The following is a 19149-nucleotide window of genomic DNA, read 5'->3' as shown; positions in this document are numbered from 1 at the left end:
TAAGAACAGTATCTCAAAGGAACCTCATACGAGGTTCTAATACATAAGCTCTACTGGCTTAGTTCACTAGCACACTGTTGAGTTCTCAAGCAACACGGTATCTTGTACGATACTGAATTGTTCCAGGCAGTTCTTTTTGTTCGTAACTCCGAGGAGAGACTCTACCCGACGTCGGATCGAGACGATCCAGTGGGGGTAGCTAGCCATCCACGTTGTTGAGATCACCCACTCTACCGCATCTCAACGTTCGATGCAGGAGCTTGGTTCGTGCTCTCCGCCCGGTAACCCGCTCCGCCGGGGCTTCTCGCTCTCCCCGTCGGCCCGGTCTCCCTGGCGACGAAGAGAACATTACACGGCCGGAAACAGGCCTGAAACAGGGGGGTCCCTAAAGGTCGAAACCGCAGGTCACCCCCCGTTTCGGGGCCGGTCAGGCGAGCAGGCGCACGCCGGCGGTGTTCCGCTTGCCCTTCCGGACGACGAGCCACGCGCCGTGCAACGCGTCGTCGCGACCGGGGCGCCAGTCCTCGTCGGCGATCTTCTGGTTGTTCACGTACGCGCCGCCCTCCTTCACCGCACGGCGGGCCGCCCCCTTGCTGTCCACCAGCCCGGCGGACAGCAGCAGGTCGACGATCGTGGGCTCGGCCGCCAGCGCCACCTCGCCGGTCGGCACCTCCGCCATCGCCGCGTCGAGGGTCGCCGGATCCAGTTCCGCGAGCTCGCCACGGCCGAACAGCGCCTGGCTCGCCGCGATCACCTGCCTGGTCTGCTCCTCGCCGTGGACGAGGGTGGTGAACTCCTCGGCCAGCCTGCGCTGCGCGGCACGGAGATGGGGGCGCTGCTCGGTGTCCTCGGCGAGCGCGTCGATCTCCTCGGACGGCAGGAAGCTGAACATCCGCAGGTACCGGACCACATCGGCGTCCCCGACGTTCACGAAGTACTGGAACCACGCGTACGGCGAGGTCAGCTCCGGGTCGAGCCACACGTTGCCGCCGCCGGTGGACTTGCCGAACTTCCGGCCGTCGGCGTCGGTGACCAGCGGCGCGGTCAGCGCGTGCGCTGCCCCGCCCTCGACCCTGCGGATCAGGTCCACCCCGCCGACCAGGTTGCCCCACTGGTCCGACCCGCCGATCTGCAGCCGGCAGCCGTGCTCCCGGTAGAGGTGCAGGTAGTCCTGCGACTGCAGCAACAGGTAACTGAACTCGGTGTAGGACATGCCGTCGGTGTCGAGCCTGCGCTTCACCGTCTCCCGGTTCAGCATCGTGTTGACCGGGAAGTACTTGCCGATGTCGCGCAGGAACTCCAGCACCGACTGCGGCCCGGTCCAGTCCAGGTTGTTCACCACGAGCGCACCGGTCGGCGAGTCGTCGAACTCGACGAACCGCTCCAGCTGGCCGCGGATCCGGCCCGCCCACTCGCCGACGACGTCGAGCGTGTTCAGCGTCCGCTCACCGGTGTCGCGCGGGTCGCCGATCATCCCCGTCGCGCCGCCGGCCAGCACGATCGGCCGGTGCCCCGCTCGCTGGAACCGCTTGAGCATCAGCAGCGGCACCAGGTTCCCGGCGTGCAGGCTGGGCGCCGTCGGGTCGAATCCGCAATAGAGCGTCACAGGGCCTTGGTCGAGTTCGCGCCGGAGTGCGCCGACGTCGGTGGAATGCGCGATCAGGCCGCGCCAGGTCAGTTCGTCCAGGATGTGCTCGCTCACGCGGACCATCTTCGCCCAGACCGAAATCGCGACGCCAACGGGTTTGCCGGTCAGGACACCTTCGGCGGACGCGCGCGCACCTTCCCGCCCCGCCGGTAGGCCGACACCGAAGGCGCGCCGTCGGCCCAGAACCGCCACGGCAGGTCCATCGCGGCCGCGACGCCCACCCTCGGCCCGGTCCGGATCACCGCCGCGGGCTCGGCGTGCCGCAGCCGGACCGGCGACGCGGCGCTGGTCAGGTCGACGCCGTTGTGCTGCGGGCCGATGCCGAGCGCGGAGGTCAGCCGCGCGGGCCCCTGCGCGAGCTGCTCGTCACGGCGCGCCGCCTTGCGACGACGGCGCGCCAGCTCGACACCGTCGACGATCTCGGCGGCGCGGACCAGCACCGCGCCCGGCTCACCGTCCTCGCGCCCGACGACGTTGGCGCAGAAGTGCATGCCGTAGACGAAGTACACGTACAGGTGACCCGCGGGCCCCCACATCACCTGGTTCCGCGGCGTCCTGCCCCGGTAGCAGTGCGAGGCGGGGTCGTCCTCGCCCCGGTATGCCTCGACCTCGGTGAGCTTCGCGGCGACCGTGCCGTCCGGGCCGTCGCACTCCAGCACCGAGCCGAGCAGGACCGTCGCCAGGTCGAGCGGGTCGAGTGCCAGTTCGTCACTGGTGAACAACCGGTCCGCCATCACTCCCCCAGCTCCAGACGGCCGCCACCGGGAAGGCCGAGCACGGCCGTCACACCAGGGGCGCCCTGCTCGACCGGAACATCGGCGCCGAGCGCGCGCAGGACCGTGGCGATCCGGCGCGGATCCGGATGTGCCAGCGCGAACGACCCGAGCACGGCACCCGTGGCGGCGGTCTCGGACGGGTGCGCCGAGGCACCCCAGTCGATCAGGAACGGCAGCACGCCGCCCGCGTTGTCCGGCGGGAACGCGAGCCGCCAGCGCAGCAGCACACCGTCGGGTCGTTCGCGGGACATCTCCCCCGCGGCACCAGCGTCGTGACCGGCCTCGGCGGCGTCGGCGATCGCACGATCGAGGTCCGTGGTCCGCGCGGCCCAGGTGACCAGGCGCGGGCCGGTGAGCGCGTCGATTCCGAAGGGTCTCGGCGCACGGGGATCGTCCTGGTCCGGATCCGGTCCGACCACTTCGAGGTAGGCCCCTTCGCCGAGGCCACCGAGGAAGTTCCGGGTGCCCACGCCGACGTGCGGCCCGCCCGGCGACAGCGGCACGCCGCCCGCCCGCAGTTCGGCGACCGTCGCGTCGAGATCGGGGGTCGCGTAGACCAGGTGGTCGAGTTCGATGCCCACCGTCCCTGTCTACCCGACGAACGCGTCAGGCCTCGACCCACTCCCGGTGGGCGGCCACCTTGGCGACCAGCCGCTCCCGCTGCTCGGCGACCCGGACCGGCGCGGTGCCGCCCTTGGCGTCGCGCGACCGGACCGAGCCTTCGACGGTGAGCACCGTCCGCACCTCGGGTGTCAGCGCGGGGTTGATCTTCTCGAACTCCTCGTCGGTCAGCTCGTCCAGCCCGGCGCCGCGCGCCTCGGCGACGCGCACGCTCTCGCCCGCCGCCTCGTGTGCGACGCGGAACGGAACCCCTTGGCGCACCAGCCATTCCGCGATGTCGGTGGCGAGGGTGAACCCGGCGGGGGCCAGTTCGGCGAGGCGCTCGGTGTGGAAGGTCAGCGTGCCGATCATGCCCGCGATCGCGGGGAACAGGAGTTCGAGCTGCTCGACGGAGTCGAACACCGGCTCCTTGTCCTCCTGCAGGTCCCGGTTGTAGGCCAGCGGCTGCGCCTTCAGCGTCGCCAGCAGCCCGGTGAGGTTACCGACCAGCCGCCCCGACTTGCCCCTGGTCAGCTCCGCGACGTCGGGATTCTTCTTCTGCGGCATGATCGAGCTGCCGGTCGCCCACGCGTCGTCGAGCGTGACGTAGCCGAATTCGGCGGTGTTCCAGATGATCACCTCTTCGGCGATCCGGGACAGGTTCACGCCCAGCATCGCGACCGCGAACGCGAACTCGGCGACGAAGTCGCGGGACGCGGTGCCGTCGATCGAGTTCTCCACGCTGGTTTCGAAGCCGAGTTCGGCCGCGACCGCCTCGGGGTCGAGGCCGAGCGAAGACCCGGCGAGCGCGCCGGACCCGTACGGGGACTCCGCGGTGCGCGCGTCCCAGTCCCGCAGCCTGCCGACGTCCCGCAGCAGCGCCTGTCCGTGCGCGAGGAGGTGGTGCGCGAGCAGCACCGGCTGCGCGTGCTGTAGGTGCGTGCGGCCGGGCAGGATGGCCTCGGGATGCCGTTTCGCTTGGGAGACAAGGGAATCGACCACGTCGAGCGTGCCGTCGACGATGCGGCGCGCCGCATCGCGCAGCCACATCCGGAACAGCGTGGCGACCTGGTCGTTGCGCGAACGGCCTGCCCGCAGCTTGCCGCCGAGTTCGGTGCCCGCGCGCTCCAGCAGGCCGCGTTCCAGCGCGGTGTGCACGTCCTCGTCGGCGATCGTCGGGGTGAACGCGCCCGAGGCGACGTCCCCGGCGAGCGTGTCGAGCGCGGCGAGCATCCCGGTCAGCTCGTCGTCGGTGAGCAGCCCGGCCTTGCGCAGCACACGGGCGTGCGCCCGCGATCCGGCGATGTCGTACGGCGCGAGGCGCCAGTCGAAATGGGTCGACGCGCTCAGCGCCGCCATGGCCTGCGCCGGTCCGCTGGCGAACCGGCCGCCCCACAGCTGCACCGGCTGCTCTTTCCCGCTCACGATCTTCCCTTTGCTCGTTGTGGGGGTGCGCGCGGCCGTGTGCCACGCGCACCCGCGTCGTCAGTTCTTTCCGAGGTCCCGCTTGGCGGCGATCTTGCTGGGCAGGCCCCAGAGCTGCACGAAACCCTTGGCCAGCGACTGGTCGAAGGTGTCGCCCTCGTCGTAGGTCGCCAGGTTGAAGTCGTACAGCGACTCCTCGCTGCGCCGCCCGTTGACCACCGCGGTGCCGCCGTGCAGCACCATCCGGATCTCCCCGGTCACGTGCTCCTGCGACTTCTGGATGAACGTGTCCAGCGCGTCCTTCAGCGGCGAGAACCACAGGCCGTCGTACACCAGCTCGCCCCACCGCTGGTCCACCGTCCGCTTGAAGCGCGCGAGATCGCGCTCCACCGTGACGTTCTCCAGCTCCTGGTGCGCGGTGATCAGCGCGATCGCGCCCGGCGCCTCGTAGATCTCGCGGCTCTTGATCCCGACGAGCCGGTCCTCGACCATGTCGAGCCTGCCGACACCCTGCGCGCCCGCCCTGCGGTTGAGCTGCTGGATCGCCTCCAGCACGGTGACGGTCTCGCCGTCGATCGCGACCGGGACGCCCTTGTCGAAGGTGATGACCACCTCGTCCGGCGCCTGGAAGTTGACCGTGGCGTCCTCGGTGTAGGAGTAGACGTCCTTGGTCGGCGCGTTCCACAGGTCCTCGAGGAACCCGGTCTCGACCGCGCGGCCCCACACGTTCTGGTCGATCGAGAACGGCGACTTCTTCGTCACGTCGATCGGCAGGTTGCGCTCCTCGGCGTACTGGATCGCCTTCTCCCGCGTCCACGCGAAGTCCCGCACCGGGGCGATCACCTTGAGATCGGGTGCGAGCGCGCCGATGCCGACCTCGAACCGCACCTGGTCGTTGCCCTTGCCGGTGCAGCCGTGCGCGACGGTGGAGGCGCCGTGGTACTTGGCCGCCTCGGCGAGGTGCTTGACGATCACCGGCCGCGACAGCGCCGAAACCAGCGGGTAGCGGTCCATGTAGAGCGCGTTCGCCTGCATCGCGGGCAGGCAGTACTGGTCCGCGAACTCCGCGCGGGCGTCCGCGACGACGGCCTCCACCGCGCCGCAGTCGAGCGCGCGCTTCCGGATGGTCTCCAGGTCTTCGCCGCCCTGGCCGAGGTCGACGGCCACGGCCACCACCTCGGCGCCGGTCTCCTCCGCGATCCAGCCGATCCCCACGGAGGTGTCCAGCCCGCCCGAATAGGCAAGCACGATCCGCTCAGTCACCGTTGTTCTCCTCACTACCGTTCAGGTCCAAAGTAGACGCTCGCTGCGCCAGTGCGGCGAACCGCTGTGCCAGGTCCATTCCCGACAGCGGCTCCCTGGCGATCACCGCGATCGTGTCGTCGCCGGCGATCGAGCCGACGACCTCGGCCAGCGCCGCCTTGTCGATGGCGCTGGCCAGGAACTGCGCCGCACCGGGCGGCGTGCGCAGCACCGTGAGGTTCCCCGACGCGTCGACCGAGACGAGCAGCTCCGCGAGCAGCTTCGACAGTCGTGTGGTGCCACCCTGGACACCGCGCACCGGGCTCCCGTCCTCCGGGATCACGTACACCGGAGCACCGGAATCCGCGCCCCGCAACTTCACCGCGCCCAGCTCGTCCAGATCCCTCGAAAGAGTCGCCTGGTGCACGTCGATACCGTCTTCGGCCAGGAGGTTCATCAGCTCCGTCTGGCTTCGGATGGCCATCGTCGACACCAGTTCGGCGATCCTGGCCTTGCGGGCGGCCCTGCTGATCATCGTCGCGCGGCCTCCATCAGCCAGACGAGCAGGGCCTTCTGCGCGTGCAGGCGGTTCTCCGCCTCGTCCCACACCGCGCTGGCGGGCCCGTCGAGCACTTCGTCGGTGATCTCCCAGCCGCGGTGCGCCGGCAGGCAGTGCAGCACGATCGCACCCGGCGCGGCGCGCTCCAGCAGTGCCGCGTTCACCTGCAGCGCGCGGAACGGCCCCACCCTGTCCTTGCCGTCGTTCTCCTGGCCCATCGAGGTCCAGGTGTCGGTGACCAGCACGTCGGTCCCGTCCACCGCCTCGTGCGGGTCGACCAGGACGGTGGTGCTGCCGCCGGTGTCCGAGGCGCGCTTCTTGGCGTCCAGCATGACCTCCTGGTCCGGCTGGAAGCCCTCCGGCGACACCACCCTGACGTGCATCCCGGCCGTGGTGCCCGCGAGCAGCAGCGAATGCGCCATGTTGTTCGCGCCGTCGCCGAGGTAGGTCAGGGTCAGCCCGGCGAGCTTCCCCTTGCGCTCGCGGATGGTCTGGAGGTCGGTGAGCGCCTGGCACGGGTGGAACTCGTCGGTCAGCGCGTTGATCACCGGGATCTCGGACACCGACGCCATCGCGTCCATCCGCGCCTGCGCGAAGGTCCGCCACACCACGGCGTGCACGTACCGCGAGAGCACCCGGGAGGTGTCCTCGATGGTCTCTTCGCGGCCGAGCTGCATGGCGCGGCCGTCCACGATCACGGAGTGGCCGCCGAGCTGCGAGATGCCGACGTCGAAGGACAACCGGGTGCGGGTGGAGTTCTTCTCGAAGATCGCCGCGACCGATTTCCCTTTCAGCGCCTGGGATTTGAACGGGTCGGCCTTCAACTCGTCGGCGAGGTCGAGCACGGCGAGCTGCTCGTCGGGCGTCAGGTCGTCGTCCCGGAGGAAGTGGCGGGGCATCAGGCGTCCTTCGCGGTGGAGTCGAGCGCGGCGGGCAGTGCGGCGAGGAACTCCCCCGCCTCCCCGGCGCTGAGGATCAGTGGTGGTGCCAGCCGGACGGTGTCCGGCGCGACCGGGTTCACCAGGAACCCCGCTTCCTGCGCGGCCTTCGCGACCCGCGCCGACACGTTCTCGCGCAACGCGATGCCCAGCAGCAGGCCCGCGCCGCGCACCCCGGCGACGAGCGGGTGGTCCAGTTCCTCGACACCGGCGGTGATGTCCTTGCCGAGCGCGGCGACGTGCTCGATGAGGCCGTCGCGGCGGATCGCCCTCAGCACCGCGAGCCCCGCCGCGCAGCACACCGGGTTGCCGCCGAAGGTGGTGCCGTGCTGGCCGGGCTCGAGCAGGTCCGCCGCCTCGCCGACGCCGATCACGGCACCGAGCGGCAGCCCGCCGCCGAGGCCCTTCGCCAGCGTGATCACGTCCGGCTCGACCCCGGCGCGCTGGTAGGCGAACCAGGCGCCGGTGCGGCCGATCCCGGTCTGCACCTCGTCCAGCACGAGCAGCGCGCCCGTCTGCTTGGTGATCTCGCGTGCCGCGTGCAGGTACCCGTCCGGTGCGGGTACGACGCCGCCTTCCCCGAGCACGGGTTCCAGCACCACGGCCGCCGTCTCGCCGTCGACCGCGGCGTGCAGGGCGTCGACGTCGCCGAACGGCACGTGCGTGACACCCGGCACGAGCGGTTCGAACGGGGTCTTCTTGCCCGGCTGGCCGGTCAGCGACAGCGCGCCCATCGTGCGGCCGTGGAAGGCGCCTTCGCAGGCGACGATCTTCGTGCGGCCGGTGAGCCTGCTGATCTTGAACGCGGCCTCGTTCGCCTCCGCGCCCGAGTTGACGAAGAGGACCTTGCCGTTTCCGGCGAACCCGGTGACGTCGAGCAGCGCCTCGGCCAGTTCGACGGTGACCGGGTTGACGTAGAGGTTGGACGTGTGGCCGAGACCCGCGATCTGCTCCGAAACCGCGCGCACCACGTCGGGATGGGCGTGGCCGAGCGCGTTCACCGCGATCCCGCCGACCAGGTCGAGGTAGCGGGTGCCGTCGGCGTCCCACACGTGCGCGCCCTCGCCGCGGACCAGCGTCAGTCCCGGGGTGCCGTAGTTGTCCATCAGCGCGGACCGCCAGCGCTCCTGACCGTCCACATTGGAACTGAACTCGCTCACGCCATCCCCTTCTCCGGCAGCACCATGGTGCCGATCCCCTGTGAGGTGAACACTTCCAGCAGCACCGAGTGCGCCAGCCTGCCGTCGATCACGTGCGCGCGTCGGACGCCGCCCCTGACCGCGCGCACGCACGCCTCCATCTTCGGGATCATTCCGCTGGCCAGCCCCGGCAGCAGCTGCTCGAGCCGGTCCACCTGGATCTGGTTGATCAGCGAGGAGCGGTCCGGCCAGTTCGCGTAGAGCCCTTCGACATCGGTCAGCACGACCAGTTTCTCGGCGTCCAGCGCCGCGGCGAGCGCGCCTGCCGCCGTGTCCGCGTTCACGTTGTGCACCACGCCGTCCGCGTCGGGGGCGACGGTGGAGACCACCGGGATCCGGCCCGCGTTCACGATGTCGAGCACCGCGTCCGGGTTGACCGCGGCCACCTCGCCGACCAGCCCGATGTCCACCAGCGCACCGTCCACAGTGGCCTGTTTGCGCTCGGCGGTGAACAGCCGCGCGTCCTCACCGGAGATGCCGACCGCGTACGGGCCGTGCGCGTTGACCAGCCCGACCAGCTCTCGGCTGACCTGGCCCACCAGCACCATCCGCACGATGTCCATGGTTTCCGGCGTGGTCACCCGCAGGCCGCCCTTGAACTCGCCGACGAGGCCGAGCCGGTCGAGCATCGCGGTGATCTGCGGGCCCCCGCCGTGCACCACCACCGGGTGCAGTCCGGCCAGCCGCAGGAACACCATGTCCTGCGCGAAGGCCCGCTTCAGGTCGTCGTCGACCATCGCGTTGCCGCCGTACTTGACCACCACGGTGGCACCGGTGAAGCGCTGCAGCCACGGCAGCGCCTCGACGAGCACCTCCGCCTTCTCGGCCGCGGTGGCGAGCCTGCGGTCGGCGCTGATCAGCGACTCGGGCGGCGTCACGACGAGTACGCGCTGTTCTCTTCGACGTAGCCGTGTGACAGGTCCGTCGTGTAGACGGTCGCCCCGGCCTCTCCCAAGCCGAGGTCGATCACGATCTCGACGGCCCGCCCGGACAGGTCCGCCGCGGACCGGTCCGCGGCCGTGGTGCCGTTGGCGAACAGGGTGACCCCGTTGATCGCGATGGACACCAGGTCCGGGTCGATCCGCGCGGCGGCCCTGCCCAGTGCCATCGCGATCCGGCCCCAGTTCGGGTCCGAGCCGAACAGCGCGGTCTTGACCAGGTTGTCCTCGGCGACCGTGCGCCCGACGGCGATCGCGTCGCCGTCGCTCTCGGCACCGGTGACCACGATGTCGACGTCCTTGGTCGCGCCCTCGGAGTCGGCGCGCAGCTGCAGCACCAGGTCCAGCGCGACGGCGGTGAGCCATTCGGTGAGCGCCGCCTCGCCGGGGCGGATCCCGCTCGCCCCGGAAGCGAGCACGAGCACGGTGTCGTTCGTGGAGGTGCCGCCGTCGACGTCGAGGCGGTCGAAGGTGACGGCGGTGGCCGCGCGCAGCGCCCTGTCGAGCACCTCCGGCTCGGCCTCGGCGTCGGTGGTCAGCACCGACAGCATCGTGGCCAGGTTGGGCGCGAGCATGCCAGCGCCCTTCGCGAACCCGCCGACGCGCCAGCCGTCCGGATGCCCGGCGGCGGCCTGCTTCGGCACGGAGTCTGTCGTCATCACCGCGGTGGCCGCGTCGAGGCCGGCTCCCGCCGAGTCCGCCAGCGCACCGGACGCACTGTCCACACCGGACAGGACGGCCGGCATCGGGAGCCGCTCGCCGATCAGCCCGGTGGAGCACACCGCGACCTCGATCGCGCCGGACCCCAGCACTTCCGCGACCTTCTCCGCGGTGGCGTGCGTGTCCTGGAAGCCACCGGGCCCGGTGGCCGCGTTGGCACCGCCGGAGTTCAGCACGACGGCGCGGAGCCTGTGCTGCTTGAGGACCTCACGCGACCACAGCACCGGCGCGGCCTTCACCACGTTGCGGGTGAACACCCCCGCCGCCGCGTCGCGCGGGCCGTCGTTGACCACCAGCGCGAGGTCGAGCGCACCGGATGCCTTGATCCCGGCCGCGACGCCCGCGGCGCGGAACCCGGCGGGCACGGTGACACCGGCGTCGCGCCGCACGGGCACGGTCATGGCGCTACTCCCACGGTCGAGAGCCCGGTCTCCTCGGGGAGGCCGAGCGCGAGGTTCATGGACTGCACCGCGCCACCCGCGGTGCCCTTCGTCAGGTTGTCGATCGCGGCGACGGCGACGAGCCGTCCCGCGTCCGCGTCGACCGCCACCTGGAGCTGGACGTTGTTGGAGCCGAGGGTGGCCGCGGTGGCGGGCCAGCTCCCCTCGGGAAGTAACTGCACGAACGGCTCGGCGTCATAGGCGTTCTCGTAGGCCGTCCTGATCGCGGCACCGTCCACACTGGACTTCAGCGGGGCGCTCGCGGTGGTCAGGATCCCGCGTGGCATCGGCGCGAGGACCGGCGTGAACGACACGGTGACCGGCGTTTCGGCGACCGCGCCGAGGTTCTGCGCGAACTCCGGGGTGTGCCGGTGCGCGCCGGCGACGCCGTACGCGCGCGCCGAGCCCATCACCTCCGAGCCGAGCAGGTTCGTCTTGAGGCCGCGCCCCGCACCGGAGGTGCCGGTGACCGCGACGACGGTGACCTCGGGCGCGACCAGTCCCGCGCCCAGTGCCGGGGCCAGCGCGAGCGATCCGCCGGTCGGGAAGCAGCCCGGCACGGCGACCCGCTTGGACCCGGCCAGCTTCTGGCGCGCACCGGGGAGCTCGGGCAGCCCGTACGGCCACTGCCCCGCGTGGTCGCCGCCGTACCAGCGCTGCCAGTCGGCTGCGTCGGCGAGGCGGTGATCCGCGCCGAGGTCGATCACCAGCACCTCCGGCCCGAGCCGCGCGGCGATCTCCCCCGAGTGCCCGTGCGGCAGCGCGAGGAACACGACCTCGTGCCCGCCGAGCGTTTCCGGCGTCGTCTCCGCCAGCACGCGGTCCGCCAGCGGGGCGAGGTGCGGCTGGTGGGCGCCGAGCGGCGTGCCCGCGCTGCTGGCCGCCGTCAGCGCGCCGATCTCCACCTCGGGATGACCGAGCAGCAGGCGCAGGAGCTCACCGCCCGCGTACCCGCTCGCACCCGCGATCGCGATCTTCACCGTCATGCGAATAATTATGCATGACCATGCAAACCTAAGCAATCGGGGTATCCGCGAGGTCACCGAGGATCACACCGGTGGCCGGCACGCCGTGCGGCGCGGCCGGTCACCGGTGTGCGGCTGCCGTGGCTCAGGCGGCCCGCCCGGCCCCGGAGCCGGTGCTCACCAGGGCTCGGCCTCCTCCTGCCGCTTGCTCGGCGGGCGCGGCAGGTACTCGCCGGCGCGCTCGGGGTCACAGCCGACCCTGGGCAGGCGCGCCCTGATCCCGCCCGGGGTGCGCCCCAGCTCCGCGGCGATTTCGGCGATGCCCTCGCCGGCCAGCCAGCGGCGTTCGAGATCGGCGTCGAGCTCCGCGGTCCACGGGCGCCCCCGCGATTCGGCGGACGGCCGGGCTCTTCGGCGACCGCCCGCCATCCCGCCGTGCGCGAGCAGGGTCTCCGACAGCAGCGCGGCGACCGTGGTCACCTCGGCGGTGTCCGTCTCGAACCCGCCGTCGGCGACCGGCTCACCCCGCTCGCCGACACCGCGCACCTTGATGGAGGTGCGCGCCGGTGTTCCCGGCTCCCCGGCAGGCGTGGTGGTCAGCTGGATGGAATAGGTGATGTTTCCCGTCCGGACCTCGGTCCGGTGCTCTTCGATGATGTTCATGACGGCAAGCTAGTGCGCCGCACCGACAGTTTCGCTCACCCACCGCGTCCGGGGCGCTGCGCTCCGGAATTGTCGGTGCCCGCGCCTACCGTTCTCCGGAGTCCGTGACGTGGTGACGGCGGTACGAGGGGGACGGTATGGCAGAGCGGGATTTCTGGCGGGCGATCGGCATCGCCCGCCGCGGAAGCGCCCGTCGTGGCAGCGTGGCCGATCTGAACCGGCAACTCGGCACGCCGGAGAGCGCGCTGCGGGTGCGCAGGCTCGAACGGCTGCTGGAAGACCGCGAGGTCCGCGAGGTGCTCGCGTTCCACCGCGCGCTCGCCGCGGTGCACCGGCGCGCGTACCGGTGGGACCTCTGGACCGCGTTCGGGATCGCACTCGGCGGGATCGACCGCTGGCAGTTCCGGGACGCGGTGTCCTGGCTGCTCCTGCGCGGCGGGCGCCAGTACCGGCGCGCGCTGGCCGCACCGGACGTACTGGCCCGGTGGGACGTCGACGACGCGGAGATCGCGGGCGCCGGCGCGGTGACCACCGTCGTGCACCGGGTGCTCGATCCGGCGGACACCCGCAACCTGGCCGCGGCGATCGGCGGCATCGACCCGCCGGACCGGCCTTGGGGCCATCTCACCGAAGCGGACTTCCCGTTGCTGCGGCGGCGTTTCCCCCGGCTCACCGCCCGTCATCTGCCCGGCGGGCCCGGCGGCGCGCTGTTCCACGAGCGCCCCTTCGCGTGGCAGGCGCGACGGTGACCCGGCTGCCAGCGGACCGGCGCCGGACAGACCGGTGCCCCGGCCTCGACGAGACCGGGGCACCGGGCGCGGGAAGCGCGGAATCAGGCGTGCGCGGCCTGCGCCGTCAGCACGGCGCGCAGCTCCGCGGGCTGCTTGCCCGCGCCCTGCGCACCGCTGTCGGACTTGGCCGACGGCGAGCCTTCCGGTTCCGGCGCCGGAACCGCGGGGCACTCGACGTCGGGGCCGTTGCCCGCCTTGCGGGCGGGCAGCTTGCCGGTCGTGAGGTAGTCCGCGATCCGGTCGTCGACGCACGAGACACCGCTCAGCGAACCGGCGTGCGTGGTGCCGCCCGGCGCGCCGATCAGGCTCGAGTTCGGGAACCGCTTGCGGACCTCGAGGCTGCCGGCGAACGGCGTTGCCGCGTCCAGCTCCTCGCTGATCAGCAGTGCACCCGCCACCTTGGCGCCGTTGACGTCGACCGGTTTGCCGGACTTGGCGGGCCAGGTCACGCACGGCGCGTTGTACCAGGCGTTGCCCCAGGTCTCGAACGGCGCGCGGAAGTGGGTCAGCCAGTTGTCGATGCGCCACTTGTTCCAGTTCTGCGGCCACTGGACGTCCGAGCACTGCACGGCGTTGTAGACCGCGTAGCCGTTGTCGTCACCCGGCGGGTTCGAGTCGTCGTAGAGCCCCTTCAGGGTCTGCCAGTCGCCCTTGTGCACCCAGCCGGAGAACGCGTTGGCCATGTCCACCCAGCCGTACACGTAGTACCCGGCCTGCAGGAAGACATCGGTCCACTCGTCGGAGCCGATCACCCCGCCGGCGGGCTTCGCGTCCAGCTTCTTCTTCTCCGCGTACCAGAGCCGCTCCACGGCACTGCCGGTCTTGCCGAGGTGGTAGACGTCGTCGTGCTTGGCGAGCCACTCGAAGTAGATCTTGATGTTCTTGTCGAACGCCACGTCCTGGTCGAGGTTCGCCTGGTACCAGACCTTGCGGGGGTCGACGTTCCCGTCGAGCACCATGCGGCGCACGTTCTTCGGGTACAGCGTGCTGTACACCTGGCCGAGGTAGGTGCCGTAGGAGAAGCCGTAGAAGTTGATCTGCTGCTCGCCGAGGGACTTGCGGATGCTGTCCATGTCCTTGGCCACATCGGTGGTCTTGATGTGGTCGAGCAGCGCGCCGTTCTTGGCGCACGCCTTCGCGTAACCGGCTGCCTTGTCCCGCCACACCTTTTCGAGCTGCGGCGAGGTCGGCAGGTAGTCGGGCCGGTCGTAGCCGAAGTAGTTCCCGTCGCAGGTCACCGCGGGCTTGCTGGAGCCGACGCCGCGCGGGTCGAAGCCGATCCAGTCGTAGGCCTCGCCCGCCTTGTCCGGCACCGAGGAGCCCAGCGTCGACAGGCCGAGCCCGGAGGCACCGGGGCCGCCGGGGTTGACCAGCATGATGCCCTGCGACTGCGGCGTCTTGTGCTTGATGCGCGACACCGCGATCGAAGCCTTCGCCCCGTCCGGCCGCTGGTAGTCGAGCGGTACGTCGAGGAAACCGCATTCCGCGCCCGCCTTCTTCAGGCGGTCGGTCTGGCACGGCCCCCAGCTGATCGGGGCCGGCTTGAACTCGGGTGCCGCGGCGGGAGCCGCGGTGGCCGAGGGAACCATCAGGAGACCACCGGCGACCACACCGGCTGCCGCGGCTGCGGCGGCGAATCGTTTCACTTTGTCTCTTTTCGTCGACCCGTGTCGCGTATCGGCAGCAGAAACTACCAACACTGCCGAACAATCTCGCCGAACGACGCGAATTTCACCAGCCATCTTTCGTTGGTATTCGGTTTGCGCCGCCTCGCTCACGCGGCGCGACCGAACGCGGCACCCTGCCGTCGCCAGGTCCACCGCGGCCGGGCGCGCACCATCCCGAAAGGACCTGACCATGACCGGTTCCACCTCGTTGATCGCCGACGTGAAGGCCGGGCTGGCCGAACTGGCCGATCCGGTGAAAGCCCCCGAGATGCGGCGGTACATGAAATCCGAGATGCCGTTCCGGGGTGTGCCCAAACCGGCACGCAGCGCATTCGCGAAGCGCCTCTTCGCGGCGAATCCGCTCACCGATCGGGGGATATTCACGGAAACGGTTCGCGCCCTGTGGCGGCGGGCCGAATTCCGCGAGGAACGCTACCTCGCGATCGATCTCTCCGGCCACCGCACTTACCGGCACTGGCAGGACGCCGAACTGCTCGGGCTCTACCGGGAAATGATCGTGACCGGGGCGTGGTGGGACTACGTCGACGAGATCGCGATCCGGCGGGTCGGCCCGATCCTGCGCGCCGAGCGCGCCACGGTCACCCCGGTGCTGCTCGACTGGGCGGCGGGCGAGGACCTGTGGCTGCGGCGCACCGCGGTCATCTGCCAGGTGGGTGCGAAGGGCGAGACCGACACGGACCTGCTCACCGCGGCCGTCGAGGCCACGCTCGGCGACAAGGACTTCTTCCTGCGCAAGGGAATCGGGTGGGCGCTGCGCGACTACGCGAGGACCGCACCGGACTGGGTGCGCGACTTCGTCTCGGCCCACCGCGGTCCCGCCGGCCTGTCACCGCTCTCGGTGCGCGAAGCGATGAAGCACCTCACCTGAGGGCGAAGCCGCCGACCCGGCGCGGTGGCCAGGTCAGCGGCTTCGCGGCAACGCTTTCAGCCCCGGAGCGCGGCGGCGAAGCGGTCGGCCGCCGCCGACACCGCGGCGTCGCGGGCGGCGGTCGCCTCGTCGGCCTTCAGCGTGCGGTCCGGCGCGCGGAACCGGAGCTTGTAGGCCAGCGAACGCTTCCCTTCGCCGAGCTGCTCGCCCGTGTAGACGTCGAAGAGGGAGACGTCCTCCAGCAGATCGCCACCGCCCTCGGCGAGCGCGTCCGCGAGCTCGGCGGCCGGAACCGACTCGTCCACCACGAGCGCGACGTCCACCAGCACCGGCGGGTAGGCCGACAGCGACGGCGCCGGCCTGCGCTCGGCCTGCGGGATGGCATCGAGGTCGAGCTCCATCGCGACGGCCCGCTTCGGCAGGCCGAGCGCTTCGACCACCTTCGGGTGCAGTTCGCCCGCGTGCCCGATGGGCCAGTCCCCCACCCTGAGCTGGGCGCAGCGGCCGGGGTGCCACGGCAGCAGGTCCGCGGCGTGCGTGGTGAGCTCGACACCGGACGCGGCCGCGACGATACGGGCCGCCTGGACCGCGTCGGCCCAGGTCGCCTGCTCCCCTTCGCCCCACCAGCCGGCACGGCGAAGCTGCCCGCTGACCACCACGGCGACGTGCTTCGGCTGCGCGGGCACGGACGCCTCGAGCGCGGCCAGCACCTCGGCGCCAGGGCGCGCGGACACACCGGGGTCCGGGACCGCGACCGCGGACTCCGGCGGCAGCACCACCTGTCCGATGTGGAACAGGGCGATGTCCTTCGCCCCGCGAGCGAGGTTGCGCTGCAAGGTCTCCAGCAGTCCTGGCAGCAGCGAGGAGGCGAGCTGGTCCTTGTCCGCGTCGAGCGGGTTGAGCACCGCGACGGTCCGGCGCCGGACGTCGTCCTCCGGCAGTGCGAGGTCGTCCCACACCGTCGGCGACAGGAACGGGAACGGCAGCACCTCGGCGTACCCGGCCTCGGCCAGTGCCCTCGCGACCGAGCGCTGGCGGCGCTGCGCGTCGGTGAGACCGCGTCCGGCGGGGGCGGTCGGCAGGGTCGAGGGAATGCTGTCGTACCCCTCGAGCCGCAGCACCTCTTCGACGAGGTCGGCCGGCTGCACCAGGTCGGCGCGCCAGCTCGGCGGGTAGGCGGTGACCATCGCGACGCCGTGGTCGCTCGTGCTCACCGCGACCCGGCAGCCGATCTGGCCCAGCCTGCGCGCCGTGACACCGCGCTCGTAGCGCACGCCCGCGACCTGGTCCGGGAGGTTGATCGGCATGGTGACCGGCGGGTTCGGCTCGACCTGGCCCTCGTCCGTCCGGCCCGGCTGGATGCTGCCGTCGCCGTACTGGCGCAGCAGCTTCGCCGCCAGCTCGACCGCGGCGGGGCACAGCTGCGGGTCGGTGAACCGCTCGAACCGCTTGGCCGCCTCGGAGAACAGCTTGTGCCGTCGCGCGGTCCTGCTGATCGCGGCCGGATCCCAGTGTGCGGCCTCGAGCAGCACGTCGGTGCTCGCGTCGCCGATCTCGGTGCCCGCACCGCCCATGGTGCCCGCGAGCGAGACGGCGCCGGTGTCGTCGGCGATCACCACGTCGTCCGGGTCGAGCGCGCGCTCGACATCGTCCAAAGTGGTCAGTTTCTCCCCCGGCTTCGCCCTGCGCACCACCAGGTCCCCCTTGACCGAAGCGGTGTCCCAGGCGTGCAGCGGGTGCCCGAGTTCGAGCATCACGTAGTTGGTGACGTCGACGGCGAGCGAGATGGACCGGATACCGGCGAGCATCAGCCTGCGCCGCATCCACCACGGAGACGGTGCGCCCGTGTCGAGGCCCTTCACCCGGCGCATCACGAAGCGGCGGCAGCCGACGGTGTCCTCGATGCGCACCGGCCAGGCGTCGCCCTCGGCCTCGGGGATCTCCAGGTGGGCCGGGTCGCCGAACGGGACGTCGAGCGCGTTCGACAGCTCGCGGGCCAGCCCCCTGATCGACAGCGCGTAGCCGCGGTCGGGGCTGGGAGTCAGTTCGAGCACCGTGTCGGTGAGCTGGAGCAGCTTGTTCGCGTCGTCACCGGGGCTCGCGGTGCCCGGCGAGAGCACCAGGATGCCGTTGTGGTCGTCGCCGATGCCGAGTTCGCGCACCGAGCAGATCATGCCGTCGCTGACGCGGCCGTAGGTCTGGCGCGAGCCGATCGAGAACCCGCCCGGCAGTACCGCGCCCGGCAGCGCCACCACCACGAGGTCGCCCTCGGCGAAGTTCGTGGCGCCGCAGATGATCCCGCGCGTGCGGATCCCGGTGAGGCCCGACGCCTCGTCGTCCTCGCCTGCCGCTGCCTCGGCAGACCCGTCCTCGCCGACCTCGACCCGGCAGAACCGGATCGGCTTCTTGAACTCGGTCAGCTCCTCGATCTCGGCGACCCTGCCGACCACGAGCGGGCCGGTGACCGGTTCGAGCGACTGGACGTCGTCGACCTCGATCCCGATCCGGACGAAGGCCGCCACCAGTTCCTCCGTGCCGACCGACTCGTCGAGTTCGAGGTGTTCGGTCAGCCAGCTCACGGGGACGCGCACTCAGGCCTCCGTTCCGAAGGGAAGGGTGAAGCGGATGTCGCCCTCGACCATGTCGCGCATGTCGGGGATGCCGTTGCGGAACTGCAGGGTGCGTTCGAGGCCCATGCCGAACGCGAAGCCGGAGTAGACCTCCGGGTCGACGCCGCAGGCGCGCAGCACATTGGGGTTGACCATGCCGCAGCCGCCCCATTCGACCCAGCCCGGGCCGCCCTTCTTCTCCTCGAACCACACGTCCACCTCGGCGGACGGTTCGGTGAACGGGAAGAAGTGCGGGCGCAGCCGGGTCTTGGACGACTCGCCGAACATGGCCCTGGCGAACGCGTCCAGGGTGCCCTTGAGATGGGCCATCGTGATGCCCTTGTCCACCGCGAGGCCTTCGACCTGGTGGAACACCGGCGTGTGGGTGCTGTCCAGCTCGTCGGTGCGGAAGGTGCGGCCGGGGCAGACCACGTACACCGGCGGGTCGCGGTGCAGCAGCGTCCTCGCCTGCACCGGCGAGGTGTGCGTGCGCAGCACCAGGCCGGAGTCCTCCGGTGCCATGTAGAAGGTGTCCTGCAGCTGCCGGGCGGGATGGTCCTTGCCGAAGTTCAGCGCGTCGAAGTTGAACCACTCGGCCTCGACCTCGGGGCCTTCCGCGACCTCGTAGCCCATCGCGACGAAGACGTCGGCGACCCGCTCGGCCACGGCCGCGACGGGATGCCGCGCCCCGCGCGGGACCCGGTCCCACGGCAGGCTGACATCGACGGACTCTTCGCGAAGCGCGCGCTCGTCGCGCTCCGCCTGCAGCACGGCGCGGCGGTCGTCGAAGGCGCCCTGGATCGCCTGGCGCGCTTCGTTCACCCGCTTGCCCGCGTCCGCCTTCTCGGCCTTCGGCAGCGCGCCGATCTCGCGGCGCGCGAGCATCAGCGGCGCGTTGTCCCCGAGGTGGGCTGGCTTGACCTTCGCCAGCTCGTCGAGGTCCGCGGCACCCGCGAACTCGGCTTCGGCGTTCTTGATCGCGGCACGCAGGGTCTCTGGCGCGAGCACACCGGTCTGGTTCGCGTCCTGGGATTCGTTGGCTCCGGACATAGCTCCTCGGCGTCCGCTGTGACGGGGTTT

17 protein-coding genes are annotated in these 19149 nt (G+C 71.2%); 2 read left to right on the top strand and 15 right to left on the bottom strand.

Annotation, left to right across the window (positions count from 1 at the left end):
* Positions 1-427 precede the first annotated feature (427 nt).
* The 12 genes from tyrS to ABD256_RS10490 all read right to left on the bottom strand — a co-directional run bounded on the left by tyrS (position 428) and on the right by ABD256_RS10490 (position 12113).
* Complete coding sequence (gene tyrS, locus ABD256_RS10545) at positions 428-1702, bottom strand: tyrosine--tRNA ligase (RefSeq protein ID WP_344416176.1); 1275 nt, start codon at positions 1700-1702, stop codon at positions 428-430.
* 50 nt (positions 1703-1752) lie between these two features.
* Positions 1753-2382 carry a DNA-3-methyladenine glycosylase gene (locus tag ABD256_RS10540; RefSeq protein ID WP_344416174.1) on the bottom strand — a complete coding sequence of 210 codons (630 nt, stop codon included), beginning with the start codon at positions 2380-2382 and terminating at the stop codon, positions 1753-1755.
* Complete coding sequence (locus ABD256_RS10535) at positions 2382-3005, bottom strand: VOC family protein (RefSeq protein WP_344416172.1); 624 nt, start codon at positions 3003-3005, stop codon at positions 2382-2384. The genes ABD256_RS10540 and ABD256_RS10535 overlap by 1 nt, the downstream gene beginning before the upstream one ends.
* Positions 3006-3030: 25 nt before the next feature.
* Complete coding sequence (gene argH, locus ABD256_RS10530; RefSeq protein WP_344416170.1) at positions 3031-4449, bottom strand: argininosuccinate lyase; 1419 nt, start codon at positions 4447-4449, stop codon at positions 3031-3033.
* A 60-nt stretch (positions 4450-4509) separates the two neighbouring features.
* Positions 4510-5712, bottom strand: coding sequence for an argininosuccinate synthase (locus ABD256_RS10525; protein ID WP_344416168.1), 1203 nt, complete (start codon positions 5710-5712; stop codon positions 4510-4512).
* Positions 5705-6226: an arginine repressor gene (locus ABD256_RS10520; RefSeq protein WP_344416166.1), complete on the bottom strand. Its 522-nt coding sequence runs from the start codon at positions 6224-6226 to the stop codon at positions 5705-5707. The genes ABD256_RS10525 and ABD256_RS10520 overlap by 8 nt, the downstream gene beginning before the upstream one ends.
* Complete coding sequence (argF, locus tag ABD256_RS10515) at positions 6223-7149, bottom strand: ornithine carbamoyltransferase (protein ID WP_344416164.1); 927 nt, start codon at positions 7147-7149, stop codon at positions 6223-6225. Before argF ends, ABD256_RS10520 begins: the two co-directional genes overlap by 4 nt.
* Complete coding sequence (locus ABD256_RS10510; protein ID WP_344416162.1) at positions 7149-8348, bottom strand: acetylornithine transaminase; 1200 nt, start codon at positions 8346-8348, stop codon at positions 7149-7151. The genes argF and ABD256_RS10510 overlap by 1 nt, the downstream gene beginning before the upstream one ends.
* Positions 8345-9265 carry an acetylglutamate kinase gene (gene argB, locus ABD256_RS10505; protein ID WP_344416159.1) on the bottom strand — a complete coding sequence of 307 codons (921 nt, stop codon included), beginning with the start codon at positions 9263-9265 and terminating at the stop codon, positions 8345-8347. Before argB ends, ABD256_RS10510 begins: the two co-directional genes overlap by 4 nt.
* Positions 9262-10446 carry a bifunctional glutamate N-acetyltransferase/amino-acid acetyltransferase ArgJ gene (gene argJ, locus ABD256_RS10500; protein WP_344416157.1) on the bottom strand — a complete coding sequence of 395 codons (1185 nt, stop codon included), beginning with the start codon at positions 10444-10446 and terminating at the stop codon, positions 9262-9264. Before argJ ends, argB begins: the two co-directional genes overlap by 4 nt.
* On the bottom strand, positions 10443-11471 hold the full coding sequence (gene argC / locus ABD256_RS10495; protein ID WP_344416155.1) for an N-acetyl-gamma-glutamyl-phosphate reductase: 1029 nt from the start codon (positions 11469-11471) through the stop codon (positions 10443-10445). Before argC ends, argJ begins: the two co-directional genes overlap by 4 nt.
* 156 nt (positions 11472-11627) lie before the next feature.
* Positions 11628-12113 carry a helix-turn-helix domain containing protein gene (locus ABD256_RS10490; RefSeq protein ID WP_344416153.1) on the bottom strand — a complete coding sequence of 162 codons (486 nt, stop codon included), beginning with the start codon at positions 12111-12113 and terminating at the stop codon, positions 11628-11630.
* A gap of 137 nt (positions 12114-12250) precedes the next feature.
* Between ABD256_RS10490 and ABD256_RS10485 the strand changes: the two genes are divergently transcribed.
* Positions 12251-12862, top strand: a complete 612-nt coding sequence (locus tag ABD256_RS10485) for a DUF4240 domain-containing protein (RefSeq protein ID WP_344416151.1) — start codon at positions 12251-12253, stop codon at positions 12860-12862.
* Between the two features lie 83 nt (positions 12863-12945).
* On the opposite strand, the gene ABD256_RS10480 is transcribed toward ABD256_RS10485, so the two are convergent.
* Positions 12946-14550: an alpha/beta hydrolase gene (locus ABD256_RS10480; RefSeq protein ID WP_344416149.1), complete on the bottom strand. Its 1605-nt coding sequence runs from the start codon at positions 14548-14550 to the stop codon at positions 12946-12948.
* Positions 14551-14761: 211 nt separating this feature from the next.
* On the opposite strand from ABD256_RS10480, the gene ABD256_RS10475 reads away from it, so the two are divergent.
* Positions 14762-15460 (top strand): DNA alkylation repair protein, encoded by a 699-nt coding sequence (locus ABD256_RS10475; RefSeq protein ID WP_344416147.1) that lies wholly within the window; start codon positions 14762-14764, stop codon positions 15458-15460.
* A gap of 56 nt (positions 15461-15516) precedes the next feature.
* Here the strand turns inward: ABD256_RS10475 and pheT are convergent, their stop codons facing one another.
* Together pheT and pheS are read right to left on the bottom strand one after the other, a co-directional pair.
* Entirely contained in the window at positions 15517-18051 is a 2535-nt protein-coding gene (gene pheT, locus ABD256_RS10470; RefSeq protein ID WP_344416145.1) for a phenylalanine--tRNA ligase subunit beta, read from the bottom strand.
* Positions 18052-19119 (bottom strand): phenylalanine--tRNA ligase subunit alpha, encoded by a 1068-nt coding sequence (pheS, locus tag ABD256_RS10465; RefSeq protein ID WP_344416143.1) that lies wholly within the window; start codon positions 19117-19119, stop codon positions 18052-18054.
* Positions 19120-19149 lie beyond the last annotated feature (30 nt).

Source organism: Amycolatopsis minnesotensis, from assembly GCF_039529815.1.
Taxonomy (GTDB): domain Bacteria; phylum Actinomycetota; class Actinomycetes; order Mycobacteriales; family Pseudonocardiaceae; genus Amycolatopsis; species Amycolatopsis minnesotensis.
This window is presented reverse-complemented; position numbering and strand designations above follow the sequence as displayed.

Coding starts and splice junctions, on each gene's coding strand:
- ABD256_RS10475 (WP_344416147.1), top strand. CDS start 14,762: ATGACCGGTTCCACCTCGTTGATCGCCGACGTGAAGGCCGGGCTGGCC.
- pheS (WP_344416143.1), bottom strand. CDS start 19,119: ATGTCCGGAGCCAACGAATCCCAGGACGCGAACCAGACCGGTGTGCTC.
- ABD256_RS10520 (WP_344416166.1), bottom strand. CDS start 6,226: ATGATCAGCAGGGCCGCCCGCAAGGCCAGGATCGCCGAACTGGTGTCG.
- argC (WP_344416155.1), bottom strand. CDS start 11,471: ATGACGGTGAAGATCGCGATCGCGGGTGCGAGCGGGTACGCGGGCGGT.
- argF (WP_344416164.1), bottom strand. CDS start 7,149: ATGCCCCGCCACTTCCTCCGGGACGACGACCTGACGCCCGACGAGCAG.
- argJ (WP_344416157.1), bottom strand. CDS start 10,446: ATGACCGTGCCCGTGCGGCGCGACGCCGGTGTCACCGTGCCCGCCGGG.
- ABD256_RS10490 (WP_344416153.1), bottom strand. CDS start 12,113: ATGAACATCATCGAAGAGCACCGGACCGAGGTCCGGACGGGAAACATC.
- ABD256_RS10540 (WP_344416174.1), bottom strand. CDS start 2,382: ATGGCGGACCGGTTGTTCACCAGTGACGAACTGGCACTCGACCCGCTC.
- ABD256_RS10485 (WP_344416151.1), top strand. CDS start 12,251: ATGGCAGAGCGGGATTTCTGGCGGGCGATCGGCATCGCCCGCCGCGGA.